Here is a 25497-nt window from a genome sequence, read left to right on the forward strand (position 1 = left end):
GACGGCAGCGACGGACTGGGTTGTCGCCAGAGCCAGAGGATGACGGATAAAACCTGTGCAGACGCAAAAAAGAAGAAAGGCGCGGAGTCCGTCCGCGCCTTGCAAGGGGTGCATCCAATGCGTGTCAGTCCATTGAGCTCGTTCTTCCCTGTACGTCCGTGTCCGGTTGCCCTGATCCTTCGGGCTGAACTGCCGTCCTGACTGCTCTGTCTTCCCTGAGCGGATGTCGTCCTGACACTGTCAAGCTTACGCCAGTGTCCCCGGGCCCTGCGAGTCGCGATGTCGCAAAAGCATGTAATACATTGACTACATCTGACCGCGGTTTTTTGCCCGGTAGGCGCTGGGAGACTGGCCCATGATCTTCCGGAAGACGCGTGAGAAGTAGAGCGGATCGTCATAGCCCAGCTCCAGGGCAATGGACTGGATGGGGCGGGCGGAAATGTCCAGCAGGTAGGCCGCATACTGCATTTTCATCTGCAGGAAGTGCTGCAGCGGAGTTTCACCGGTCAGCGCCTTGTAGCGCCGGTGCAGGTGCGCGCGGGAGAGACCGCAGAAGGCCGCCATGTCGTCGAGCCGGACCATGTCGCGCAGGTGCGCCTCCATCCAGCCGTGCAGGCGGTCCAGGTCCAGTCCGCCCGCCTCCCCTTCGTGAATGCCCCGGACCGCCAGCAGGGTCAGCAGGGCACGCAGCTGCTGGGCCAGATGCAGCGCCACCAGCGGGCGCTGGCCTGCCGTCCGGGCGCTGAGCAGGGACTGGAAGGCGGCGACGAGGGAGGCCGAGTCTCCGGCATGCCAGCACATGCCCCAGGTCTGCACGCCCGTTTCCCGGCCCAGGAGGACCAGGACGTGTCCCAGGTCCGTCCCCTGAAAATGCACCCAATACAGGGTCCAGGGGTCAGTATGATCCGCCTCGTAGGCATGGCGGACACCGGGAGGCAGGAGCACCACGTCTCCCGGACCGACGCTGACAGCCCCGGCATGATCCGCCATCCAGACGCTCCCCTTGCCCTCGGTACAGTACATGAGCAGACAATCGTCATGATGCGGGCGACGCATGCGGTGCTGCGCTGCACGGGGATAATACCCCATGACCGTGGGATACAGCCCGGCGCTGAGCGGGTGCCGGCGCAGGCTTTCCACCACCGCCGGTGGCAGCCGATAGCGGATGCCATCCGGCGGCAGGGGCCAGTTGGAAGGTTCAGACATGATGATTCATGCAACAATTGTCCATATCTGTGCAGTTTTATGGCATAGCCGCCGCTTTGCAAGCCCCGTATGATGGTTGAAACACAACAAGAACAAGGATCCGATCATGTCCCGCGTTGTTCCTCACTATATTGATGGCGAATTCACCGAGGGCACCGGCGAGCGCCGCCTGCCCAATCTCAACCCCGCCACCCAGCTGAATCTGTCGGATGTGCCCTGTGCATCCGAGGCGGACATGGAGCGCGCCGTTCGTTCCGCCAGACAGGCCTTTGCGGAATGGAAAGAAGTCCCGCCCATCGAGCGCGCCCGGCTGCTGATGCAGTACCAGGCCCGACTGAAGAAGGCGCACGAGGACATTGCCGAAATCCTGAGCCAGGAAACCGGCAAGACCTTCGAGGATGCCAAGGGCGACGTGTGGCGGGGCATGGAGGTGGTCGAGCAGGCCTGCAACACGCCCGCCTTCCTGCTTGGCGAGACCCTGGAGAATGTGGCCCGCAACATCGACACGGCCACCTATACCCAGCCTCTGGGTGTCTGCATGGGCATCACCCCGTTCAACTTTCCGGCCATGATCCCCCTGTGGATGTACCCCATCGCGCTGGCCTGCGGCAACACCTTCATTCTCAAGCCCTCGGAGCAGGATCCGCTGACGCCGGTGCGTCTGGCCGAGATCTTCGACGAGGTGGGTTTCCCCAAGGGGGTGTTGCAGGTGATTCACGGCGACCGGGAACAGGTGGACTACCTGCTCGGCCATCCCGACATCAGGGCGGTGTCCTTTGTGGGGTCCGCCGCCGTGGGGCAGGCCATCTACCGGGGCGCCACACAGCATCTCAAGCGCGTCCAGTGCATGACCGGCGCCAAGAATCACATGGTCATCATGCCGGATGCGGACAAGGATCAGGTGATCAGCCACCTGGTCGGCGCGTCTCTGGGTGCCGCCGGTCAGCGCTGCATGGCCATCAGCGTGGCCGTCTTCGTGGGTGAGGCCGCCAACTGGCTCCCGGACCTGCAGGAGGCCTTCGGCCGGGTCCGCCCCGGTCTCTGGAATGAGGAAGACGCCGCCTATGGCCCGCTGATCAGTGCCGCGGCACGGGACCGGGTCCGGGCCCTCATCCGGCAGGGCAAGGATGAAGGGGCCGAATGCCTTCTCGACGGCTCGGACTGGACCCACCCGGATGCCCCGGAGGGCAACTGGATCGGCCCCACCCTCTTTGCCAATGTCAGTCCCGACATGAGCCTGTACACCGAAGAAATCTTCGGCCCGGTGCTGGTCACCATGCAGGTACCGGATCTGGACGCCGCGCTGGCGCTGATCAATGCCAATCCTTATGGCAACGGCACGTCCATCTTCACCAATTCGGGCGGCGCGGCGCGTTACTTCCAGCATCACGTTCAGGTGGGACAGGTGGGCGTGAACGTGCCCATTCCGGTGCCGGCGCCCTTCTTCTCCTTCACCGGCTGGCGCGGTTCCTTCTACGGCGACCAGCACGCCTACGGCAAGCAGGCGGTGCGCTTCTATACGGAGACCAAGACCGTCATCAGCCGGTGGTTCCACCAGGGTGAAGAAACCCTGGGGCCGAACATGACCATCCACCTGCGCTGAACCGGAGGAATCATGGACTTTGCCCTGAGCGAAGAACAGCAGGCCTGCTTGGCCACGGCCCGGGCCTTTGCCGAAAAGGCGCTGGCCCCGAATGCCGCCGAATGGGACCGGACCGGCACCTTCCCGGTGGACACCATCCGGGCCGCGGCCGGGCTCGGATTCCTGGCCCTTTACACGCCCGAGTCCGAAGGCGGCCTGGGGCTCTCCCGGCTCGACAGCAGTCTGATCTTCGAGGCCCTGTCGGAAGGCTGCACGGCAACGACCGCGTATCTGACCATTCACAACATGGCCACCTGGATGATTGCCAGCTTCGGCAACCCGGCCACGCGAGCGACTTTTTGTCCGGATCTCGTCAGCGGGCGCAAGCTGGCCTCCTACTGCCTCACCGAGCCGAACGCCGGATCCGATGCCGCGTCCCTGCGCACCCGGGCCGTGCGTGACGGCGACCACTATGTGCTCAACGGCAGCAAGATGTTCATCTCCGGCGCCGGCAGCACGGATGTTCTGGTGGTCATGGCCCGAACCGGTGGCGAGGGCCCCAGGGGTATCAGCGCCCTGGTGGTACCGGCCGACACACCCGGCATCAGCTATGGCCGCAAGGAAGAGAAAATGGGCTGGAACTGCCAGCCCACGCGCGCCATCACCTTTGACAACGTGCGGGTACCGGTAGGCTGGCGCCTGGGCGAGGAAGGGGAAGGATTTACCTTCGCCATGAAGGGACTCGACGGAGGCCGCATCAATATCGCCACCTGCTCGCTGGGCACGGCAAAGGCGGCCCTGAAGCAGGCACACCGTTACCTGCAGGAGCGCGAGCAGTTCGGCAAGCCGCTGGCGGCCTTTCAGGCGCTGCAGTTCAGGCTGGCGGACATGGCGGCCGACCTGGCCGCATCACGCATGATGGTGCATCAGGCGGCCTGGCGTCTGGATCAGGGCGACCCGCAGGCGACCTACTGGTGTGCCCAGGCCAAGCGCTTCGCCACCGATGCCTGTTTCAATATCTGCAACGAGGCCCTGCAGTTGCATGGCGGATACGGCTATATTCGGGAGTACCCGCTGGAACGGCATGTGCGGGATGTGCGCGTCCACCAGATTCTCGAAGGCACCAACGAGATCATGCGCGTCATCGCCGCACGCCGGCTGCTGGCACTGGATTCACTGGAGGAACTGTTTGCATGAGTGACCTGCTGAAACTGGAGGTGGCCGAAGGCATCGCCCGGCTCACCATCGCCAATCCGCCCGCCAATACCTGGACGGCAGAGAGTCTGTGCGCACTGGAGCGCATGGTCAACGAACTCAATGGCCGCAAGGATGTCACGGCACTGGTCATCACCGGTGAAGGAGAGAAGTTCTTCTCCGCCGGTGCCGACCTGAAGCTCTTTGCCGATGGCGACAAGGCCCGCGCCCGCCAGATGGCCCGGCTGTTCGGACGCGCCTTCGAAGCTCTGAGTCACTATCAGGGCGTCTCCATTGCGGCCATCAATGGCTACGCCATGGGGGGTGGCCTGGAGTGCGCGCTGGCCTGCGATCTGCGGATTGCGGAGCGGCAGGCGGTGATGGCGCTGCCGGAGGCCAGTGTCGGTCTGCTACCCTGTGCGGGCGGCACCCAGAACCTGCCCTGGCTGGTCGGCGAAGGCTGGGCCAAGCGCATGATCCTGCTGGGCGAACGTGTGGACGCGGACACCGCCCTGCGGATCGGACTGGTGGAAGCGGTGGTGGATCAGGGCCAGGCACTGGAGACGGCGCTGGCATGGGCGCACCAGAGCCGGAGACAGAGTCCGTCCAGCCTGCGCGCCTGCAAGACACTCATTCAGGCCGCACGCCAGAATCCCATGGCGCAGGCCCTCCCCGTTGAGCGGGAACTGTTTGTGGATCTGTTCGACACGGAAGACCAGCGCGAAGGGGTGCAGGCCTTTCTGGAAAAGAGGAGTCCCCAATGGCGGAATCAGTAGCCCCCGTCCGGGTTGAGACGCGCCCGGTGGCCGCGGGTGGCGCCATCGGCGTGCTGACCCTCAACAACCCCAAGGCACTGAATGCCCTGTCACTGGACATGATCCGCATTCTGCAGCCCCGGCTGGATGCCTGGCGCCAGGATCAGTCCATCCGGGCCGTATTCCTGCAAGGGGAAGGCGAGCGGGCCTTCTGTGCCGGCGGCGACATTGTCCAGCTTTACCGGGCCATGACCGACCCGGCATCAAAACCCGAAGACGGTGATGTGTTCTTTACCGAGGAATACCGGCTGGATTATACCATCCACCGCTACCCGAAGCCGCTGATCGTCTGGGGCAACGGCATCGTCATGGGCGGCGGCCTGGGCCTGATGGCCGGTGCCAGTCACCGGATTGTCACGGAAAACACCACGCTGGCCATGCCGGAAGTCAGCATCGGCCTGTTCCCGGATGTGGGGGCCACCTGGTTTCTCAATCGCATGCCGGACGGCGTGGGGCTGTTTCTCGGACTGACGGGCGCACGTTGCAACGCCTCGGACGCGCGCTTCATCGGCCTGGCAGATGCCTGTCTGCCCGCCAACCTGCGGGACACGGTGCTGGAGGGTCTGACACGCATCACCTATACGGATCCGGAAAGCGACCGGGGACGGATCACGCAGATGCTGCACAGTCTGGAAGAGGCCCACCCCAACCAGATGCCGGCCTCGGAGCTCAGGCGACACCTGGATCTGATTCGCAAGGTGACCGGTGGCGCCTCGCTGAGCCAGGTGGTGGCGGCGCTGGCACAGCTGCCCGAGAGCGATCCCTGGCTCAAACATGCCCACGAGAACTTCTTCCGGGGCTGCCCGGTCACGGCCCATCTGGTCTGGCGACAACTGCACGGCAGCCGGGATCTCAGCCTGCCGGACGTGTTCCGCCGGGAACTGATCATGGCGGCCCAGTGCCTGCGCCATCCGGATTTTGCCGAAGGCATCCGTGCGCGACTGATCGACAAGGATCAGCAACCCAGGTGGTCCTTCCCGCGGGTCGAAGACGTGCCCGAGTCGCTGGTGGATGAGTATTTTCAGCCACCCTGGCCGGAGGGTGTTCATCCCCTGGCCGATCTGAAATGACCGGCCGACATCGTCGGGGCTGATCCAGCCCTGACCCGTTTGACCGGAGACAACAACAAGGAGCCGGACATGAAAACCATTGCCTTTATCGGACTCGGCCACATGGGGCTGCCCATGGCCCGCAACCTCCTGCGGGCAGGCTATGACATGAGGGTGTTTGACCTCAATCCTGAGCCGGTCGGTGCGCTGGCGGCAGAAGGCGCCCAGGCGGCCACCTCAACAGTGGACGCGGCAGAAGGCGCCGATGCCGTGATCACCATGCTGCCTGCCAGTGCACACAGCGAAGCCGTGTATCTGGGCGTGGACGGCCTGATCGCCCGCCTCCGTGCCCGGCCGCTGCTCATTGACTGTTCCACCATTGCCGCTGCCAGTGCCCGCCGCATCGCAGACGCCGCCCGCCAGGCCGGCTTTGCCATGCTGGATGCCCCGGTTTCAGGCGGTACCGCCGGTGCCGAAGCCGGCACCCTGACCTTTATGGTGGAGGGCGGGGAAGACGACCTGGAACGTGCGCGCCCGCTGTTTGACGTGATGGGCAGCCGGGCCATTCTCGCCGGAGGACCGGGGGCGGGACAGGTGGCCAAGATGTGCAACAACATGCTGCTGGCCATTCACATGATCGGCACGGCAGAAGCCCTGAATCTCGGTGTTCAGCATGGTCTGGATCCGGTCGTGCTCAGCGACATCATGCGCACCAGCTCCGGGGGCAACTGGTCACTGGAAAAGTACAACCCCTGGCCCGGCGTGATGGATAACGTCCCGTCAGCACGGGAATACGAGGGCGGCTTTGCTTCGGCGCTGATGAACAAGGATCTGGGACTGGCCATGGAGGGGGCGCTTGAAACCGGCTGCAGCACACCGTTGGGCGCCCTGGCCAAGCAGCTCTATCAGATGCATTGTGATCAGGGCGAGGCCATGAAGGATTTTTCTTCCGTGGTGCGGCTGATCTCCGGAGGACAGACGTGATGGCGCCCGATGATCGGGCAGCCTGCAAATGCTGATTGCGGCTTCCGGGTTCAGGCACTGGACGAGTTCATCTCAGCGATACTTCTTTTCAAGTTCCTTCCAGGAAGAGTACTTGTAAATGAACATCTGAGGATTGACTTCCACCTCGGGAGGCCTTTTGCGCCACGGGGTCATGTCCCCCTGCTTCCAGGCCTCCGGCGGCAGTTCTTCCAGTCTCGGGGGCATCCAGTAATCGCGGTCGTCCGGGTACAGTTTTATGCCGATGAAGTCACCGAGCAGAATCGTGTCATACGCCGTCCAGTGTTCCGGTGTCCACTCCGGATGCAACCCGTTGAGCTGCACGGCCCGCCCGTGCCGCCCTTCGCGGAAGGCCTTGTAATAAGGTGTCGTTTTAACAAACTCCGCCTGCCCTCGGCCGATTTCGATGGCATCCCGGAGATGGGCTCCTATCCAGACGATATATTGGCCTCCCGGCATAATCCCGAAACTGATGGCTTTACGATACGAGTTCTCCGCTTTGTCCGGGCCCCACCTGGTGTGAACTTTCTGGTACATCACCCGCTTGACGTGCGGCAGGATCTCAAAGCGAACGTGGTAGACTTTCTCCTCGTACAAGGACTGATACTCAAAGTCCACGATGTCCGGAATGGGGCCTTTCGTGATGTCGGCTGCGCCGCCCATGACCCAGCCATCCACAACGCCGGCAATGCTCCCGATGCCGGCAATCTGGCCGTTTTTCCAATAAGTCTGTATACCGCCTGGCGGAAAAGCAATCTCGTAATGCAAGGGTACGCCTACGTTGACCGAGTATTCCGTAAAATCCGCAGGGTACGCATAACCGTTGTGATCTCTCGTTGTGGCACAGCCCGACAGTACCAGGCTCAGACAGATGACAAGCAGCAGCGGGTAGCAGGTTCTGAGGTCAGGCAGATGCATCGTACCATCCCTGTTCCGGCAGAGACTGCGGGGACTCGCCGAGAGCCTGCCAGGCGTCTTGCCGTCCCGCATGGGGCATTGAGGGTCATCGCCGACCCTGACGATCCTGTTGTCCATAACTTCACTCCCTGAAACATGCACATCCGTGTCGGGCCGCTATTTAATCAGCCTTTTGAGAGCAGGGTCAAGGACTACCGCAGCCCAATCCCCAAGGGTTCAATTGACAAACCATCTGCAAATAAAAAAGGAGCCGCAGCCCCTTTTCTGTGACGACACAAGACCGGATTCACCCTGTCCCGTTGCCGGATTACTTCCGGCTGCGCAACCCGAGCCCTGCCAGACCCAGGCCCAGCAATGCCAGCGTAGCGGGCTCGGGAACCGTGGCATAACGGATGGCTTCCACATAGCCGCCGGGTGCGCTGTTCCAGCCCGTGGCAGCTACCGCCCAGTGGGTGTATGCGGAGGTGATGCCCGTCAGCAGGTATTCCTGATTCATGGGTGAGGTCTGCGGGCCTGTGGCCTGATATGCCACCCCATCTGCACTGTAAAACAGAGTGAACAATGCGTCGCCGGCATCATTACGCCCATTGTTCGTGAAGGCCGTGTGCTCGGTGTGCGAACCGTTGAACCATACGGTGTCCAGTACCACGGAGGTGCCGAAGTCAAAGAACAGGATTTCATCACCCACTGCGCCGGTGATCAGGTTGGGCTGCAGATTATCCGTATCGCTGTTGGCACCGCCGCTGGCAAGGCTCAGCGAGCCCAACCCGCCATGTTGCGGCTTCAGATCCTGATAAGGCAGGGAACCCATGGTGATCTGGTTATTCTTGTTGAAGTTCCGGCCGGCCAGATTGACACTGTGGGAAAACCCGCCCGTTACGGTAAAGTCGGAGAAGGTCAGTACCGGCCCCCATACGTCCCCCTGCAAATTGGTGTAGGCACCCACCGCAGTTTCCACACTGCCCGCCTTGGCCGCGCCGCCCAGATTGTCATCAAAAATCACCACCTTGGCCTGGGTTGTTGCCGCCAGTGTGGAAAGGGCCAGAATTCCTGCGGTCTGAATCAATGCTTTCATTACCATCATTTCCTTGTCTCGATTTACCGAAGCCATCCCGGGTGCGTATTCCGGCACCTTGAGAGCGTGACTACCTATACTCATCATATAAAGCACATTCCAGGCCAACTATTAAAAACGGCTTTATTTCATCTAGTTAGTGAACACGGCGTCATCATAAATAAACCAGTTTTGTAAATTTATCTGACATCCCTGTCACAAGGTCGTACGCATCTTCACGAACACCGTACGCCGCTCCACCCGACTAAACTGACAGCCTGCCCCGTTCTCAGACAGGATGCTTACATGCACAAGGGATTCAACCGGGCCTTTGCCGGCCTTCCCCGGGAATACCGGGATGTCTCGCTCAGCCTGTTCAGAATCATGGTTCCCGCCTTGATCATCATCCGGCTACTGGAAGGTATCGGCTTCATTTCATGGCTTGGGACCGTGCTGGCACCGCTGATGGCATGGGTAGGGCTGCCGGGTGAACTGGCACTGGTCTGGGTCACCACCATGGCCACCAATATCTATACAGGCTTGTTGATTTTCTTTACACAGCCTGATCTGAACCTGACGGTTGCACAGGTCACCACGCTCGGCGGCATGATGCTCATCGCGCACAACCTCATTGTGGAAGGCGGCATTGCGCGCAGTGCCGGTGTTCGCCTGCGCTTCACCCTGCTCTGGCGGGTGGGTGGCAGCCTGCTCTACGGCATCCTGCTGTTTCACCTTTACGGCATGCTGGACTGGCTTCAGACCCCGTGGACACCGGCCTGGCAGCCGGAAGCGGCCGACCCCTCACTCAAGGCCTGGGCCTGGAGTCAGCTACAGGGCCTTGCGATCATCGCCGGGGTCATTGCTCTCCTGCTGGTCGTCCTGCGCCTGTTGCGCTGGATCGGTGTGGAAGCGCTCTTGCAGCGTATGCTGGCGCCCTGTCTGAATCTGCTGGGGATTGGTCGTCAGGCGGCCAGCCTCATCCTCGTGGGGCTGACGCTGGGACTGGCCTTTGGCGGGGGCCTGCTGATCCGCGAAGCCCGTCAGGGACATATCCCGCCCCGGGACGTGACCGCTGCCATCTGCTTTCTGGGTCTGGGGCACAGCGTGATTGAAGATACTCTGCTGATTCTGGCCATGGGCGCGGACATTTCCGGCGTACTGGTTTTCCGGCTGGTGCTGACCCTGGTCTTCTCCATGCTGCTCGCCCGCGTACTCAAGGCCATGCCGGATACCCGTCTGGGCCTGATCACCCGGCCGTTGCGCTGACCGTCTCCTGACAGCCCTGTGCAGCACCGGGGGACTGAATCTTCAGGAGGCGCCTTGCTCTGGCGAGTCCTCCGCCATGAGCAGGGCGACCACGGCTTCCTCGAGCGCATCGTTGTCGAAAGGCTTGGCCATCACCCGATCCGCGCCCCGCTCCAGGGCTTCGTCCAAGTGAGCCTGACTCATGCCGGACAGCACCAGTATCCGCGTGCGCGCAAACTGCGGTTCGGTCCGGATGAATTCCAGCACCTGATAACCATCCATGCCCGGCATGGCCAGATCCAGAATCAGAAGATGCGGCATAAAGCCGGCCAGCTGCACACCGGCTTCAAAGCCGTCACAGGCGATCCGGATGTCATGGTCCAGGCGCTTGAGGCAGCGACGGATGGCGTTGGCCATGGAGAGGTCATCATCCACGATCAGGATGCGCCGGGTGTCATGGTCGGCCAGTGCCAGATCCGCAAAGGCTTCCGGAACGGGCATGTCGTGCTCCTTGAGAAAGCGCACAAATTCACGCACCTCGATCCGGTTGTCACCCCGGCCGGGCAACTGAAAGGCACGCAGATAGCCGCGCTCGATCCAGCGCAGCACCGTTCGGAAACTGACCCCGCAATACTGGGCGACTTCGCCTGTCGTCAACGCTTCTTTCATCATCCCGGCCTCCGGACAATCACCCTAACTATAGACGGGATTGTCCGGAATGCCAGAATATTTTACACAGTCGATCCGTTAAGAATCAGCCGCCGGCACCCCATTGCAGGAGCAGCATTTCAATATCCTTGTGCCCCCCCTTCTGGGCGGCTTCCAGGGGTGTCCCGGCGGCGCTGTGGAAATGCACGTCGGCGCCGGCTTCAAGCAGCACCTGAACCATCAGCATGGCACCACTTTCTGCAGCCTGCATGAGCACGGAGCGGCCTTCGGCCACCGCATTCACGTCTGCGCCGGCGCGAATGAGCGCCTTGGCCGCCGTCAGCTGGCCCCGTGAAACGGCCTTCATCAGCGGCGTCACGCCGCCCGGGCCCGGGGCATCAATGCGCGCACCGGCCGCCAGCAGCGCCTTGACCAGCACCGCATCCCCTTTTTCTGCGGCCAGATGCAGGGGCGACCAGGGCATCTTTTCAGTGGTGGCATTCGGATCGGCCTGTCCGGACAGCAGCGCCAGTGCCGTGGCCCGGTCACCTGCGGCAATCGCTGCCTGAAGCGGGGTCATGGTCTGAGTCTGCTGCGCGGAGGTCTGCGCAGCTTGCGCAGCCGTATCCGGCTTGCCTGCGCCCGTGGCGGCACATCCGGCGAGGAGGGAAAGGGCCAATGCCCCTGTCAGAAGGTATCCGGTCATGATCTGCGTCCCTGTTTGCTGTTTTCGGGGCATTGTTCACCCATCCTCATGCGCTGTAAAGGACACCGGTAACATTTCATGCAATTGACCGGCAAGCGACACCAGACCCCTGACCGGTATGCGCTGACTGCCATACCGGTCTTGACGTCATCTTACAGAATTTCGGGTAACGCGGCACGGATCGCCTCCGCATCCTGTGCCGTCAGATCCTTGTCGATTTCACCGGCCAGGCGCTGCCGGATGGCATCCGTATAGTGCTTGCGCAGATATCCCAGAAAAACCGGGGTGGCGATCACATAGAGTTTCTCGTAGGCATCCTCCAATGCGCCCTGATGCAAGCGTTCCGCCAGCTCACGAGCAAAGGACTCTTCCACCGCATCCTTGGGATCCGTCGGCGGCTCCATGCCATGCCTCCCCTGCCCTGCACTGTCAAATACACGGCCAGGCGCATCCGTCACCAGATCCCGGCCATGCTTCCTGGCTTCCGGGTTGATCTGCACTTCTTCTTTCTCGAATGCGCCGCGCCCCGTCTTCCCCACCAGAATGCGGGCTTTAGCGCCATCGGCCACGACTACCCAGACAGGAAAACGGGGAACAGGAATGGGTTTGACTGCTGTACTCATGATGACACTCCTTTGTTGATTTGTCAGATGACTCACCTGCTTCAGGAATGGGGGCGATCCGGAACGCCATCAAGGGCTGGGGCGAACAATTTCTTCTGTCGTACTTTGCCGTCACGGGGAGGCTTGCCGTGCGTTTGTTTCTGACAACCGGATCGGAACATGTCATGCAATTTGGCGGGGCTGCCTTTACAATAGCGCCCCATGAAACTGACGGACGAACAGCGCGCCATTGTCGAGGCGGACTTCGAGCATGCGGTCATCACCGCCGTGGCAGGTAGTGGCAAGACCACCACACTGGCCCATCGCATCTGCTCCCTGCTGGACCGGGGACACGACCCCCGGCGCATCCTCATCCTCATGTTCAACCGGGCCGCACAGCAGGATTTTGCCGCCCGCCTGCACAAGGTCTCCGGCGGGCGCCATGACCGGTTACCGGAAGTCCGGACCTACCATGCCATGGGCCTGCGCCTTTACCAGCGCCTGATGCGCGAGGGCGCACTGCCGGTCTATGAGGGCGAACCCCTGTCGGACAAGGCGTTGCACCTGCAACTCATGTACGCCTTGCAGGCCCACCTGCCCGAGCACCTGCAGACGGAGTTTCGCCGCAACCGCAAGGAGTTCATTGAGCTGGCGGCGCTGTTTCATGATCTGGTGAAATCCACACTGCAACCGCCCGCCGAGGTTCTGGCCAGCATGGACGTGCCCGACGACCGCACTTTCCTGCTGCGGGTGCTGCAGCATTTTGAGCAGTGGCGCCTCTCCAACCGGCGTATCACCTTTGCCGACATGCTCTATCAGCCCGTGAAGGCCATTCATGAGCAGCCCGATCTGCTGGCCCTGGTCACCAACAAGATGGACATGATTCTGGTGGATGAGTATCAGGACACCAACGATATCCAGCACCGGCTGCTCAAGGCCATTGCCGGACACCGGGCCCGGGTGACCGTGGTCGGCGATCCGGATCAGACCATCTATGAATTCCGGGGCGCGGAACCGGCATTCATCCTCAATCGCTTTGGCGAAGAGTTCGAAAGCCCGCGGCAATTCACCCTCAGCTACAGCTTCCGTTACGGTCACCGCAGCGCCCTGCTGGCCAACCATCTCATCACCCACAACCGGGGCCGGCGGGATGTGCTCTGCCGCGCCCACCCGGGCAATCCGGACACCCGGATTCATGTGCTGCGGCCGCGGGATGAAGCCGGCGCGCTGGTACAGCAATGCAAGGCCCTGCTGGCCGATGGCTGCAACCCGGAAGAGATCGCCATTCTGGTGCGCACCTGGTCCCAGACGGTGCCCATTGAACTGGCCCTGCTGGCTGCCCGGGTCCCCTACCGGATTCCTGCCGGCAAGGGCGCCCTGAACAACCGGGATGTGGCCAACCTCCTGTATCTGGTGGAAATGCTGGCCGGCGTCTGGCCCACCTTGCCGGAAGCGGCCCGTCTGGAACGCTGGCGCAGCCTGCTGGCCTTCATGCGGCCGGGTCTGAAAAACGAGCACTGCGAACAACTGGCCCACCAGCTGGCACCGCTGAACGAAGGTTGGGGAGATGCCCTGCTGGACGCGGTGGATGAGCGCCTGCACCCCCTGCAGCGCAAGAAACTGCGCGAAACCGCCACGGCACTGACCCTGCTGGCACACAGCCGCGAACCCGTCTGGGTGGCCCTGCGCCGCTTCATGCACGACTGCGATCTGTTCAACCGGCTGACCGACAGCGCTCTGACCTATGATGCGGCCGACGAGCAGATCGAAAACCTGCTGGGTCTGCTGCGTTATCTGAGAACCCTGGAGCTGGATGCGCCGGGCATCCTGGCACACTTTGCGCAGCTCAGGGAACAGGCCGGCCACCCGTCCCGGACCGGAATTCAGCTCTGCACCATTCACCGCACCAAGGGACTGGAGTGGCCGGTGGTCATGCTGCCCGGATTTACCGACCGCTTCTACCCCTACAGCCCGAGACAGAGCGAACCCGATGCCTCCGCACTGGAGAGCGAGCGGCGCCTGGCTTACGTGGGCATCACCCGCGCCCGGGATGCCCTATACCTTTATACCGTGCCTGAAAACGGCAGTAGCGAAGCGCGCCCCAGCCCCTTCCTGGCCGAGATGGAAGCCGCCCTCAGTGACTGGATCGGTCAACATCTGCACCACACTCCGGAGAATACCGCGCTCGAACCCACCCGTCGCCTGACGCCGGTTGCCCGTCGTTATCTGATGCAACTGGGACGAACCTTTACGGAACCGCCGCCTCCTGCCGGGGAGAGCACAGAGGCCGGCTGGCTGGGTGCCCGGGTCCGTCACCCGCTGCTCGGCAAGGGTGTGGTCACTGCCGAGCTGGACGATGCGCGGACGGTACAGTTCGAAACCGGCGAGGCCATGAACTTCAGCCTGCGCTCCTGGCATCTGTTTTTTGTGCGGGTGACGGAAGACAGCGCCGGGACGCTGCACTGAGCCAAAGCCTGCGCCTTGACCCGCAACTCGATAAGCTGATTAAATACTGAGCCAACACGGATGTGTATTTTTCATGGAGTGAAGCGATGGGCAAGAAAATCGTCCGGGTGGGCGATTACCACCAGTGTCCCCTGTGGGACGGCAAGACACCCCACGTTGGCGGTCCGGTTCTCGACGGTATCCCCAATGTGCTCATCAATGGCAAACCCGTTGCCGTGGTCGGCTCCCGCGCACAGTGCAACGGCGGTGTGGATACCATTGTTTCGGGGGATCCGCGCCTGCTGATCAATGGCCTGCCCGTAGCGGTGGAGGGCTCGCCCACTGCACATGGCGGGCTGGTTGTCGAGGCCAGTGGCAATGTCGGTACCGGTGGAAGCCTCCGGCTGCCCAATCAGGAGGCCCTTCGTGCGGAGTGGGAAAACGCACTGGCCGCACTCGGTGATCACCATCCTGCGGCGGACGCCATCCGCCAGTGCCTGAGTTATCTGGGCCCCAAATCTGAAAGCCTGACCGACTACCCGCCCGTGGCCATGATGGAGCCCGGCAAAATCCTGCCGGACCCTTACCCGCCTGAAGGCCAGGCACACCTCAAGCCGGTCAATCCAGCCAATTCGCCTCGTCTCTCCGGAATGGCCGCCAAAGGAGAGACAGCGCCCACAGAAGACCGTGAAGGGGATAACAAGACCGGGGACGGTGAGCCCAAGCGTGTTGTGATCAACGCCGGATTTTTCTTTGACGGCACGGCCAACAACCGCTTCAACACAGAGGATGCCGCTCCGAACAGGCCGGATTTTCTCAGTGTCAGGCGCCGGTTCGGCAATGACGCCAGAGCCGCATGGGAATCCGACGACATCAGGCACTGGCGGGAAGGGATCGGTAAACGCGGCCGCAGTTATGGTAATGACTATACCAACATTGCCAAGCTGCAGCGGTTGTATTTTGATGCGATCCAAAACAAGGATCGTGAAAAGCTCATCGGGCTATCAATCTATATTGAAGGCATCGGCACCATCCCCCACGACAAGGACAGACAGCTGGGCCTGGCTACCGGACTGGGCGAAACCGGCGTGATCGCCAAGGCAATGCGTGCGCGGGAAGAATATATCAAGCGTTTGAATCAGATTAAAAATGAACTGAACAGCGACTATGAACTCATCGTGGATGTCTTCGGCTTCAGCCGGGGCGCGGCAGCAGCCCGCCACTTCGTCAACATGCTGGCAGATGACAAGCAGCGACTGCAGGCGGGGCAGACCACGATGGATCACTACCCGTCCGACAGCTTTCTCAGACCCGTTCTGGAGGCCCGCCTGCCCGTTCCGGAATCCATCACAATCCGCTTTCTGGGCCTTTATGACACAGTTCCTGCCGTTGCCAACGTCCCCGATGGAGATCTCTCACCCCATGATGACGATAACCACCCGGTGCGCCTGCAAGTACGCCCGGAGCATGTCGGTTACGCGGTACAGTTCTGTGCTGCCGACGAGTTCCGCTATAACTTCTCATTGACCAGCCTGCCTGATGCAAACGGCAATCTGGCACCCAACTGTCGCGAGTATGTGCTGCCCGGAGCCCACTCTGACATCGGAGGCGCCTACCATCATCATGACATTGACGCCGTCTGGCTCATGCCGGATGTGACCGTGCCTGACATCCGGGGACCACAGGATCAGGCACCCTATGATCGCACCCCCGAATATCTTGAGCGAAAGGCCCTGATGGAAAGACTGGTCAGGGAGGGCTGGTGTGATGACAGGGATATCGTCCTTGAGGTCAGGCCGCTTCCGGGTGCCCCGGAAAATGGCGTGCATGAGGCCACGACCGTCGAGCCGGACGGAACAGTTCGCAAGCGGACACTGATCGGCACCCGGCGTCAGTACCGCCTGAAGCAAAGAATGTATCGCTTCGTCCACGGCGACTATGCACGCATTTCCCTGTACCTCATGCACGAGGCAGCACAGATCCAGGGTGTGCCGTTCATGGATCTGGAAAAACCCAGCCTGCATACAGACGTTAACAATCCCGATGCAGTGCCTTATCAGGATTCCAGAAAACTGAATGGAACGCGACTCTCGGGCGTGCTTACTGTGTTCTGGAAGCAACTGAGAATGCAGATGAGGGTGGGCAACCCTTGCACGTTCGATGACAATCAGCTCCTTTCCCTGCGCAGGCACTGGCTGCACTACTCGGCCAACTGGGAACCCGTTTACAGCATTATCCACCCCAATGCACCAGTCGTTTCCACAAAAAAACGTGCGGTATACCCCAATGCCTGACTTCAGAAAAATACCCGGCCTGCTGGCCAGCATCTGTATCAGCCTCGTCCTGTCTGCCTGTGCCACGGCCCGGGATCCGAACGGCTATGCCTATCCGGCAGACTTCACCGACTACTCGGTCAACGTGGGTGTGCCGTTTCATTATGAGGTCAGTATCGGCAGCATCACCACCTGGTGGAAAGATGGCAGCATTGCCGGTGGCAAGCCCATTGGAAGCCGAATGAATGGCTGGGTCATGGGCGGCACCGCCGGCATCATGGACGGCCCGGTTCCGGATATTGTTGATTTCAAATATCAGGCGCTGTACGAGGAGAAAATCTACCACATCCGCTTCGAAATCCCGCCCCATGTCAAGCGGGTGATGTACGAAAAGTTTTACACCCGCTGGCCGGAGGATGGCCCTCTGACGCCCCATTACCGGAACAACATCAGTTTTGGCATCATGCCCGGCGGGCGTTACGTGGTCTGGATCGCTTATCTCAGGGATGATGCCATCGAGATTGCCCGCGGGCAGGCGGAGTTCATCGAAACGACCCCGTATTACGAAGCCTTCCGTGAAGGCCGGCATGGACACGCAATCCGGCTCAACGGGTTGCATCCGGAGTGGACACCGGAACACTGGACGGCGTATGACAATATTCTGACAGGCCACTTCTGGGAGCAAAACCGATACCCGGACAACCGTGATTACTGGATGCCCCCGAAACTGGAAGAGCTGCCGCCGGAGGCCTGGAAGCAGGGTGACATGACCCCGTGGCGCAAGCGCCCACCGGAAGTACAGGTGCCGCCAGGTATTTTCAGATATGAATGAGATTGATTGTGTCTGACTTCAGAAAAATACCCGGCCTGCTGGCCAGCATCTGTATCAGCCTCGTCCTGTCTGCCTGCGCCACGGCCCGGGATCCGAACGGCTATGCCTATCCGGCAGACTTCACCGACTACTCGGTCAACGTGGGTGTGCCGTTTCATTATGAGGTCAGTATCGGCAGCATCACCACCTGGTGGAAAGATGGCAGCATTGCCGGTGGCAAGCCCATCGGAAGCCGAATGAATGGCTGGGTCATGGGCGGCACCGCCGGCATCATGGACGGCCCGGTTCCGGATATTGTTGATTTCAAATATCAGGCGCTGTACGAGGAGAAAATCTACCACATCCGCTTCGAAATCCCGCCCCATGTCAAGCGGGTGATGTACGAAAAATTCTTTATTCGCAGGCCAGCCAATGGCCCCCTGCTGCCACGCTATCGCCGGGTTATCAGTTTTGGCATCATGCCCGGCGGGCGTTATGTGGTGTGGATCGAGTCACGCAGAGCGGATGCCATCGAGATTGCCCGCGGGCAGGCCGGGTTCATCGAAACGACTCCGTATTACGAAGCCTTCCGTGAAGGCCGGCACGGACGTGCAATCCGGCTCAACGGGCTGCATCCGGAGTGGACACCGGAACACTGGACGGCGTATGACAATATTCTGACAGGCCACTTCTGGGAGCAAAACCGATACCCGGACAACCGCGATTACTGGATGCCCCCGAAACTGGAAGAACTGCCGCCGGAGGCCTGGAAGCAGGGTGACATGACCCCGTGGCGCAAGCGCCCACCGGAAGTACAGGTGCCGCCAGGTATTTTCAGATATGAATGAGATTGATTGTGTCTGACTTCAGAAAAATACCCGGCCTGCTGGCCAGCATCTGTATCAGCCTCGTCCTGTCTGCCTGTGCCACGGCCCGGGATCCGAACGGCTATGCCTATCCGGCAGACTTCACCGACTACTCGGTCAACGTGGGTGTGCCGTTTCATTATGAGGTCAGTATCGGCAGCATCACCACCTGGTGGAAAGATGGCAGCATTGCCGGTGGCAAGCCCATCGGAAGCCGAATGAATGGCTGGGTCATGGGCGGCACCGCCGGCATCATGGACGGCCCCATTCCGGATATTGTCGACTTCACCTACACCGCATTGTATGAAGAAAGACGCTACCATGTCCGCTTCGAAATCCCGCCCCATGTCAAGCGGGTGATGTACGAAAAGTTTTACACCCGCTGGCCGGAGGATGGCCCTCTGACGCCCCATTACCGGAACAACATCAGTTTTGGCATCATGCCCGGCGGGCGTTACGTGGTCTGGATCGCTTATCTCAGGGATGATGCCATCGAGATTGCCCGCGGACAGGCCGGGTTCATCGAAACGACTCCGTATTACGAAGCCTTCCGTGAAGGCCGGCATGGACACGCAATCCGGCTCAACGGGTTGCATCCGGAGTGGACACCGGAACACTGGACGGCGTATGACAATATTCTGACAGGCCACTTCTGGGAGCAAAACCGATACCCGGACAACCGTGATTACTGGATGCCCCCGAAACTGGAAGAGCTGCCGCCGGAGGCCTGGAAGCAGGGTGACATGACCCCGTGGCGCAAGCGCCCACCGGAAGTACAGGTGCCGCCTGGCATTTTCAGATATGAATGAGATTGATTGTGTCTGACTTCAGAAAAATACCCGGCCTGCTGGCCAGCATCTGTATCAGCCTCGTCCTGTCTGCCTGCGCCACGGCCCGGGATCCGAACGGCTATGCCTATCCGGCAGACTTCACCGACTACTCGGTCAACGTGGGTGTGCCGTTTCATTATGAGGTCAGTATCGGCAGCATCACCACCTGGTGGAAAGATGGCAGCATTGCCGGTGGCAAGCCCATCGGAAGCCGAATGAATGGCTGGGTCATGGGCGGCACCGCCGGCATCATGGACGGCCCCATTCCGGATATTGTCGACTTCACCTACACCGCATTGTATGAAGAAAGACGCTACCATGTCCGCTTCGAAATCCCGCCCCATGTCAAGCGGGTGATGTACGAAAAATTCTTTATTCGCAGGCCAGCCAATGGCCCCCTGCTGCCACGCTATCGCCGGGTTATCAGTTTTGGCATCATGCCCGGCGGGCGTTATGTGGTGTGGATCGAATCACGCAGAGCGGATGCCATCGAGATTGCCCGCGGGCAGGCGGAGTTCATCGAAACGACCCCGTATTACGAAGCCTTCCGTGAAGGCCGGCATGGACACGCAATCCGGCTCAACGGGTTGCATCCGGAGTGGACACCGGAACACTGGACGGCGTATGACAATATTCTGACAGGCCACTTCTGGGAGCAAAACCGATACCCGGACAACCGTGATTACTGGATGCCCCCGAAACTGGAAGAGCTGCCGCCGGAGGCCTGGAAGCAGGGTGACATGACCCCGTGGCGCAAGCGCCCACCGGAAGTACAGGTGCCGCCTGGCATTTTCAGATATGAATGAGATTGATTGTGTCTGACTTCAGAAAAATACCCGGCCCCTTGCGGAGCCGGAGTGTACACCGGTGCAAGGCCTGCCCGGCGGGCGCCGGATCAGGCCTCCGGGCTCACTTGTCTGCTCCCAGTGCGGCATTGATCACCTGCCCCACCTGTGTCGCATGCTGAATGCGGCTGAAGGCCATCTCCCAGCCCTGCGGGCCCAGCGCGGTAACCGTCACGGGGGTGCTGGTGTGCGTGCCGGTTCCCCAGACCACATTCTGGTCTTCGGCAATCATGCGGGCGAGCAGATCCGTGCGCACCTCGTCGCCATACACATAGAAGGCCTTGAAGTCGCAGACTTTCGGGAAGGTTTCCGCATCGAGATAGCTGTGCCCCTTGAGCCGGTAGGTGTTCGGTTCATCCGCCAGGATGGCCCTGGCCTCGTCCAGCGTGATGTCGAACTCGCTGTTGGCATTGACGATGGCCATCAGCCGTTCGGGAGTTTTCTCGCCGCTGCGCCATTCATCAAACATGTCGGCAAAGCTCAGCTTCTGGTTGTAGATGCGATCCAGCAGGCTGAAATCTCCGAAATTGAAATTGGGCCGGTACGGGTGATTCCTGAACACTTCACCCTTCAGGTTTTCCGGCGTGGGAATGTTGGCCCGGGAGTAGCTGAAACCGAAGCTGCCGGTTTCGTGGTCAGCGGTGAGCACAACCAAGGTATCCTTCCGGTTTTTTGCCCAGTCGATCACGACCTGGACGGCTTCATCAAACTTGAGCATCTCGTGCAGCATCGTGGCCGCGTCGTTATTGTGGCCGGCCCAGTCGATCTGTCCGCCTTCCACCATCAGAAAGAAGCCATCCGGGTCACGGCTGAGCACGTCCAGAGCCTTGCGCGTCATCTCTGCCAGACTCGGCTGCCAGCGCCCGGGATCGTTCTTGCTGTGCGTGTAGCGGATGCCATCATCCATCCCCGAGTAGGCATACAGCCCCAGCAGCTTGTCACCCTTTGCCTGCATCAGTGAGGTGCGGTCAAAGCTCAGCGCATACCCCTTCGCCTCGGCCTCGGCCAGCAGGTTGCGCTCATCCTTGCGCTTGGACTTGATTTTGATATGACCACCCGTTTGCTTGCGGATGGCGTCATGGGTGACGCCCTTTTCGTTGACCGATTTGGGAATCCAGTGACGCAGGCCACCGGAGAGCATCACGTCCACATCCGCGTTCAGCAACTGCACGGCGATCTCGTTTTCCTGTGACCGGTGGGCAACATGGGCACCGAAGGCCGCCGGTGTAGCATGGGTGATCCGGGTATCGGACACCAGACCTGTGGCCTTGCCCATGCGCTCCGCGCGTTCCAGCACGGTGTCCACCACGTGACCGTCCTCATCCACTCCCAGTGCCTCGCTGGGTGCCAGCTTGCCCGTCGCCAGCTGGCTCGCGGCTGCCGCCGAATCCACCACCAGCGCATGGGCCGGATTGGTGCGGACCACACCTGTGACGCCTTCATTCATGAGCTGCTCAATGGCCGGCGTGCGTCCGTTGTAGACCGAGTGGGGGGCGTTGTGGGCATAGTAGGAAAGCAGCCCGATCTGCTGCGGTCCCATACCGTCACCGATCAGCAGAATGACATTCCTGACCTTGTCCGGATGGGTGGGATTCGCCGCCTGGACAGCTTCAGGGGAAGTCAGTGCCGCCATGAATCCTAACGCCAATACTGTTGCTCTAAGCATGTGATTCCTCTTGATGTGTGGTTGGGTGTGTCCCGGCGAATTGTGGAAGGTCAGCGTTGCAGTTTTCTGACCGTTCGGTGACAAAGCGGTTTCAGCCCGCCGCACGGTGGGTTTGATTTCCGGAAGGGCCGGAAAGTGCGCTATACTGAAACATTACGCGACAGGACCGTTCATGTGATCCAGCTTCTTGCAGTCGTGCTGCTGGTGTTCGGTGTCTTGCATGCCACCGCCAATGCACCCGGCGACGCCGCACAGGCCTCGCCCGATCCGGCTCCGGTTCTGTACTGGTCCGCGGAGGATCCCCGATCCCGCCGGAGACCGGCTGGGATCGGATGGCCGGACAGCCGTTTCAGGCCCTTGAGGGGCCGGTTCTCAGCCGCGGCATCGGCCGCACGCCCGTCTGGCTCAGGCTGGACGCCATCAACGCAACGGCCCGCCCTCTGACCCGCATTCTGGTTCTGAGCACCACCTGGCTGGACAATGTGGAGGTGTACCTGGTTCAGGCCGGCCGCCTGATCCACAAGGTGCACACGGGAGACCGGCAGCCTTTCGATCCGGCCACCTTTGTCCCGCATCGCATTGAAATCCCGCTTGAACTTCCGCCTGGCGACAACCGCATCCATATACGCGTGCAGACGCCGGACGTCATGACCTTCTCCACCCGCCTGCTGACACCGGCGCGAGCGGCATCCGAACGTACGGCACAGCGCTACCTCTATGGCGCCCTGTACGGGTTCCTGCTGGCGCTGGTCCTCTACAATCTTGTCCTCTATCCCGGGCTCAGGGACCGGCGTCACATCCTCTATGCCCTGTACGTGGGCGCCTTCGCACTGATGAACATGGGCTATACGGGGCACGGCTTCATGTGGTTGTGGCCGGAAAGCCCGCTGATTCAGCAGTGGGCCCAGCCGGTGCTCATGGTCCTGTTTGCCTGCAGCGGGCTGATGCTGGCACTGGCCTTTCTGGATGTCCCGGCCACCCACCCGCGTCTTGCACGGGGCATCCGTACCGGCATGGCTGCCGTCATCGGCCTGCTTGCCGTGCTCGTGCTGGCCGACCGTCAGGCCGCCGCCGTCACCCTGGCCTTCGGTGCCGCCACGGCCTATGGCGTGCTCATGCTCGCCCTGGGCATCGTCTGCCAGCGCCACGGTGCACTGGCCGCCCGGTACTTTCTGGTAGCCGTGGCGTTCGGCTCTGCAGGCGCGCTGACGACAGCAATGGCCGTATGGGGCTGGATGCCCTTCACGGGACTGACCTGGCACGCCGCGGAAGCCGGCATGACCGTCGAGGCCATTCTGCTGGCTGCAGCGGTCTCCGCCCGGTTCTGGGAAATGCGTGCCGAACACGACCGCACACGCCGCCAGGCTTCACTGGACCCCCTGACCAGTCTGTTCAACCGCCGCGCCTTCTACGTCCGCAGTCAGTCCTCCGCGAAATCCGGATCCGCAGAACCCTTCCGCTATGCCATCGTGATGCTGGATATCGACCACTTCAAGCAGTTCAATGATCAGTGGGGACACACGGTGGGCGATGACATGCTGGTCGCCGTCGGTGAGGCCCTGAAGGCGGCCGTCAGGCAGGCGGACGTGGCAGCACGCTGGGGTGGAGAAGAATTCATCCTCTTTCTGCGCGACTCCGACCTGCATCACGCGAGCCATCTGGCGGAGCGGCTGAAGCAGGCCATCCGCGCCATCCGCCTGCCGCATCAGGACCGTGACCTCACCGTCTCCGTGAGCATGGGCATTGCCCAGAACAAGACCACCGACACCGACATTGACGCCACCATTGCCCGGGCAGATCAGGCCCTTTATGCGGCCAAGGCCAACGGGCGCGATCAGGTCATGGTCGCCGCCTGAGACGGCTCAGTGCTGACGATCACCGTAGAGCTGGGCATAAAGCCCGTTGCGTCGCAGCAGCTCGTCGTGATGACCTTCCTCCACCACATAGCCATCCTCGAACACATAGGCCCGCTGGGCCTGTTTCACGGCGCTCAATCGGTGGGCAATGATGAGGGTGGTGCGACCCTGCAGGAAGGTATCCAGCGCCCGGTGCAGGCGGTATTCGGTTTCCGCGTCCAGTGCCGAGGTGGCTTCATCCAGGATGACCACTTTCGGATCACTGAGCATCATGCGGGCGATGGCCAGGCGCTGCCGCTGACCACCGGACAGGCGTACCCCGTGCTGGCCCACCTGGGTCTCCAGTCCGTCAGGCATGGCCCGGACCGTGTCCGCCAACTGGGCCACCTCCAGCGCCTGCCAGAGGGCCTCATCCGGCAGGTCACGGCCCAGCGTCAGATTGGCACGCACGCTGTCATTGAACAGGGCCGGGTGTTGCAGAACGGTGGCCACATGCTGGCGCACCACATCTAACCCGATGTCCTCAACCGGTACGCCACCGTAGGCAATGGTTCCGCTATCCGGGCTGTAAAGCCCAAGCAGCAACTGCACCAGCGTGGACTTGCCGCCGCCGCTGACACCCACCAGCGCCACTTTCTCGCCTGCTGCGATGTGCAGCGACACGTCATTGAGTATGGGGGCGTCATCGTAGGCAAAGCTGAGGTGATCCACGGTTACGCTGACCGTCTTCTGTCCCTCGAACGGGTTCTGACGATGCGGCCAGACCGGTTCCGGCTGCAGGGCCAGCAAGCCGTTGATGCGTTGCAGGGCGGCTCTGGCGGCAAACAGTTTGTACTGCATGTTGATGATTTCCTGAACCGGCAGGAGCATGAACCAGAGGTAGCCGAAGACCGCCAGCATGTAGCCGACGGACAGATCCGAATAGAGTACGGTCAGCATGGCTGCGGCCCGGAACACGTCAATCCCGAACTGGAAGACGGTAAAGCTGAAGCGGCTGGCAGCGTCACTTTTCCAGTGGTAGCGGGTGGCGTGATCGCGCACTACCCGCGCCAGGCCGGCCAGACGCTTGAGGTAGTGGGGCTCCCGGTTGGCCGCCCGCAACTGGGCCATCGCATCGAGGGTTTCGGTCAGCACGCCCTGAAAGCGCTCCGTGGCCTGGTTTTCCGCCTTTTTCAGCGCCTTGACCCGCCGGCCGATCCGGGTTGCCATCAGAATGACCACAGGGTTCAGCAGCAGGATCAGCAAGGCCAGCTTCCAGTGCACCCAGATCAGAATGGCCGCCGTCCCCAGAATGGTCAGCAAGGCCACCACCAGCCGACTGATGGTGGTGCCGAGAAATTCATCCAGTGTATTGATGTCGGTAATGAACCGGGATGCCACCGCACCGCTGCCCAGCTGTTCGTATTCGCGCATGGCCACCCGTCCCATGTGGTCCAGAAGGCGGGTACGCATGCGATAGACAATGTCCTTGGAGATGCGGGTGAACTGCCGTGTCTGCCATACATTCAGTGCCAGCGAGAGCAGACGCAGCCCCAGTGCACAGAGCACCATCAGTCCGATATACACGGCAGGCCGGCCCCAGCCCTCCGGCAACAGCGCGTGCATGGCCGGCAACACGGGACCGGGCTGACCGAGCAGCACTTCGTCCACCAGCACGGGCAGCAGCAGGGGCACCGGTACGGCCGCCAGGGTGGCGCCCACGGCTATCAGGTTCGCCAGGATCAGCTCGCGGCGGTGGGCCAGCACCCGTTGCATGAGATCACGCCAGGAATACTGAAAAGCAGGTCGGGACACGGGGCACCTCAATCACTCAAAGTGGATTATTGTACCCGTTCTGAGTTCATGCTGAATTCCAATTCGAGCTTGACTGTTCGGGATGGTCCA

21 protein-coding genes are annotated in these 25497 nt (G+C 61.4%); 13 read left to right on the forward strand and 8 right to left on the reverse strand.

Annotated elements, in window-relative coordinates:
* Positions 1-306 precede the first annotated feature (306 nt).
* Positions 307-1206 carry an AraC family ligand binding domain-containing protein gene (locus AAIA72_RS09210; protein ID WP_369600029.1) on the reverse strand — a complete coding sequence of 300 codons (900 nt, stop codon included), beginning with the start codon at positions 1204-1206 and terminating at the stop codon, positions 307-309.
* 106 nt (positions 1207-1312) lie between these two features.
* Between AAIA72_RS09210 and AAIA72_RS09215 the strand changes: the two genes are divergently transcribed.
* The 5 genes from AAIA72_RS09215 to mmsB all read left to right on the forward strand — a co-directional run bounded on the left by AAIA72_RS09215 (position 1313) and on the right by mmsB (position 6830).
* Positions 1313-2809, forward strand: a complete 1497-nt coding sequence (locus AAIA72_RS09215; RefSeq protein ID WP_369600030.1) for a CoA-acylating methylmalonate-semialdehyde dehydrogenase — start codon at positions 1313-1315, stop codon at positions 2807-2809.
* Between the two features lie 12 nt (positions 2810-2821).
* On the forward strand, positions 2822-3985 hold the full coding sequence (locus tag AAIA72_RS09220) for an acyl-CoA dehydrogenase family protein (protein WP_369600031.1): 1164 nt from the start codon (positions 2822-2824) through the stop codon (positions 3983-3985).
* The gene (locus AAIA72_RS09225) at positions 3982-4758 is read left to right on the forward strand and encodes an enoyl-CoA hydratase (protein ID WP_369600032.1); all 777 of its coding nucleotides are present in this window, start codon (positions 3982-3984) and stop codon (positions 4756-4758) included. Before AAIA72_RS09220 ends, AAIA72_RS09225 begins: the two co-directional genes overlap by 4 nt.
* A complete protein-coding gene (locus AAIA72_RS09230) occupies positions 4743-5867 on the forward strand; it encodes an enoyl-CoA hydratase/isomerase family protein (protein ID WP_369600033.1) in 1125 nt (374 codons plus the stop codon). The genes AAIA72_RS09225 and AAIA72_RS09230 overlap by 16 nt, the downstream gene beginning before the upstream one ends.
* 69 nt (positions 5868-5936) lie before the next feature.
* Positions 5937-6830 (forward strand): 3-hydroxyisobutyrate dehydrogenase, encoded by an 894-nt coding sequence (gene mmsB / locus AAIA72_RS09235; protein ID WP_369600034.1) that lies wholly within the window; start codon positions 5937-5939, stop codon positions 6828-6830.
* Between the two features lie 72 nt (positions 6831-6902).
* Here mmsB and AAIA72_RS09240 read toward each other — a convergent pair whose 3' ends face one another.
* Both AAIA72_RS09240 and AAIA72_RS09245 read right to left on the reverse strand, forming a co-directional pair.
* Entirely contained in the window at positions 6903-7883 is a 981-nt protein-coding gene (locus tag AAIA72_RS09240) for a DUF2931 family protein (RefSeq protein WP_369600035.1), read from the reverse strand.
* A gap of 190 nt (positions 7884-8073) precedes the next feature.
* Complete coding sequence (locus AAIA72_RS09245; protein WP_369600036.1) at positions 8074-8841, reverse strand: PEP-CTERM sorting domain-containing protein; 768 nt, start codon at positions 8839-8841, stop codon at positions 8074-8076.
* Positions 8842-9126: 285 nt separating this feature from the next.
* Here AAIA72_RS09245 and AAIA72_RS09250 point away from each other — a divergent pair, with 285 nt between their 5' ends.
* Positions 9127-10086: a nucleoside recognition domain-containing protein gene (locus AAIA72_RS09250; protein ID WP_369600037.1), complete on the forward strand. Its 960-nt coding sequence runs from the start codon at positions 9127-9129 to the stop codon at positions 10084-10086.
* A gap of 42 nt (positions 10087-10128) precedes the next feature.
* On the opposite strand, the gene AAIA72_RS09255 is transcribed toward AAIA72_RS09250, so the two are convergent.
* From AAIA72_RS09255 to AAIA72_RS09265, 3 genes are all read right to left on the reverse strand, one after another.
* On the reverse strand, positions 10129-10734 hold the full coding sequence (locus tag AAIA72_RS09255; protein WP_369600038.1) for a response regulator: 606 nt from the start codon (positions 10732-10734) through the stop codon (positions 10129-10131).
* An 85-nt stretch (positions 10735-10819) separates the two neighbouring features.
* Entirely contained in the window at positions 10820-11419 is a 600-nt protein-coding gene (locus tag AAIA72_RS09260) for an ankyrin repeat domain-containing protein (protein ID WP_369600039.1), read from the reverse strand.
* 152 nt (positions 11420-11571) lie between these two features.
* Positions 11572-12042 (reverse strand): host attachment protein, encoded by a 471-nt coding sequence (locus AAIA72_RS09265; RefSeq protein WP_369600040.1) that lies wholly within the window; start codon positions 12040-12042, stop codon positions 11572-11574.
* A gap of 201 nt (positions 12043-12243) precedes the next feature.
* Here AAIA72_RS09265 and AAIA72_RS09270 point away from each other — a divergent pair, with 201 nt between their 5' ends.
* The 6 genes from AAIA72_RS09270 to AAIA72_RS09295 all read left to right on the forward strand — a co-directional run bounded on the left by AAIA72_RS09270 (position 12244) and on the right by AAIA72_RS09295 (position 20052).
* Positions 12244-14487, forward strand: a complete 2244-nt coding sequence (locus AAIA72_RS09270; protein ID WP_369600041.1) for an ATP-dependent helicase — start codon at positions 12244-12246, stop codon at positions 14485-14487.
* 86 nt (positions 14488-14573) lie between these two features.
* Positions 14574-16760, forward strand: coding sequence for a PAAR domain-containing protein (locus AAIA72_RS09275; RefSeq protein WP_369600042.1), 2187 nt, complete (start codon positions 14574-14576; stop codon positions 16758-16760).
* Complete coding sequence (locus AAIA72_RS09280; protein WP_369600043.1) at positions 16753-17571, forward strand: DUF2931 family protein; 819 nt, start codon at positions 16753-16755, stop codon at positions 17569-17571. Before AAIA72_RS09275 ends, AAIA72_RS09280 begins: the two co-directional genes overlap by 8 nt.
* An 8-nt stretch (positions 17572-17579) precedes the next feature.
* Positions 17580-18398, forward strand: coding sequence for a DUF2931 family protein (locus AAIA72_RS09285; RefSeq protein ID WP_369600044.1), 819 nt, complete (start codon positions 17580-17582; stop codon positions 18396-18398).
* Between the two features lie 8 nt (positions 18399-18406).
* Positions 18407-19225, forward strand: coding sequence for a DUF2931 family protein (locus AAIA72_RS09290; protein ID WP_369600045.1), 819 nt, complete (start codon positions 18407-18409; stop codon positions 19223-19225).
* Positions 19226-19233: 8 nt separating this feature from the next.
* Complete coding sequence (locus AAIA72_RS09295; RefSeq protein ID WP_369600046.1) at positions 19234-20052, forward strand: DUF2931 family protein; 819 nt, start codon at positions 19234-19236, stop codon at positions 20050-20052.
* Between the two features lie 103 nt (positions 20053-20155).
* On the opposite strand, the gene AAIA72_RS09300 is transcribed toward AAIA72_RS09295, so the two are convergent.
* The gene (locus tag AAIA72_RS09300; RefSeq protein ID WP_369600047.1) at positions 20156-21724 is read right to left on the reverse strand and encodes an alkaline phosphatase; all 1569 of its coding nucleotides are present in this window, start codon (positions 21722-21724) and stop codon (positions 20156-20158) included.
* Positions 21725-22089: 365 nt separating this feature from the next.
* Here AAIA72_RS09300 and AAIA72_RS09305 point away from each other — a divergent pair, with 365 nt between their 5' ends.
* On the forward strand, positions 22090-23613 hold the full coding sequence (locus AAIA72_RS09305) for a diguanylate cyclase (RefSeq protein WP_369600048.1): 1524 nt from the start codon (positions 22090-22092) through the stop codon (positions 23611-23613).
* A 6-nt stretch (positions 23614-23619) separates the two neighbouring features.
* Here the strand turns inward: AAIA72_RS09305 and AAIA72_RS09310 are convergent, their stop codons facing one another.
* Positions 23620-25407, reverse strand: a complete 1788-nt coding sequence (locus AAIA72_RS09310) for an ABC transporter ATP-binding protein (RefSeq protein WP_369600049.1) — start codon at positions 25405-25407, stop codon at positions 23620-23622.
* Positions 25408-25497 lie beyond the last annotated feature (90 nt).

Origin of the sequence: Thermohahella caldifontis (assembly GCF_041153465.1) — a bacterium.
GTDB classification, from domain to species: Bacteria; Pseudomonadota; Gammaproteobacteria; order Pseudomonadales; family Oleiphilaceae; genus Thermohahella; species Thermohahella caldifontis.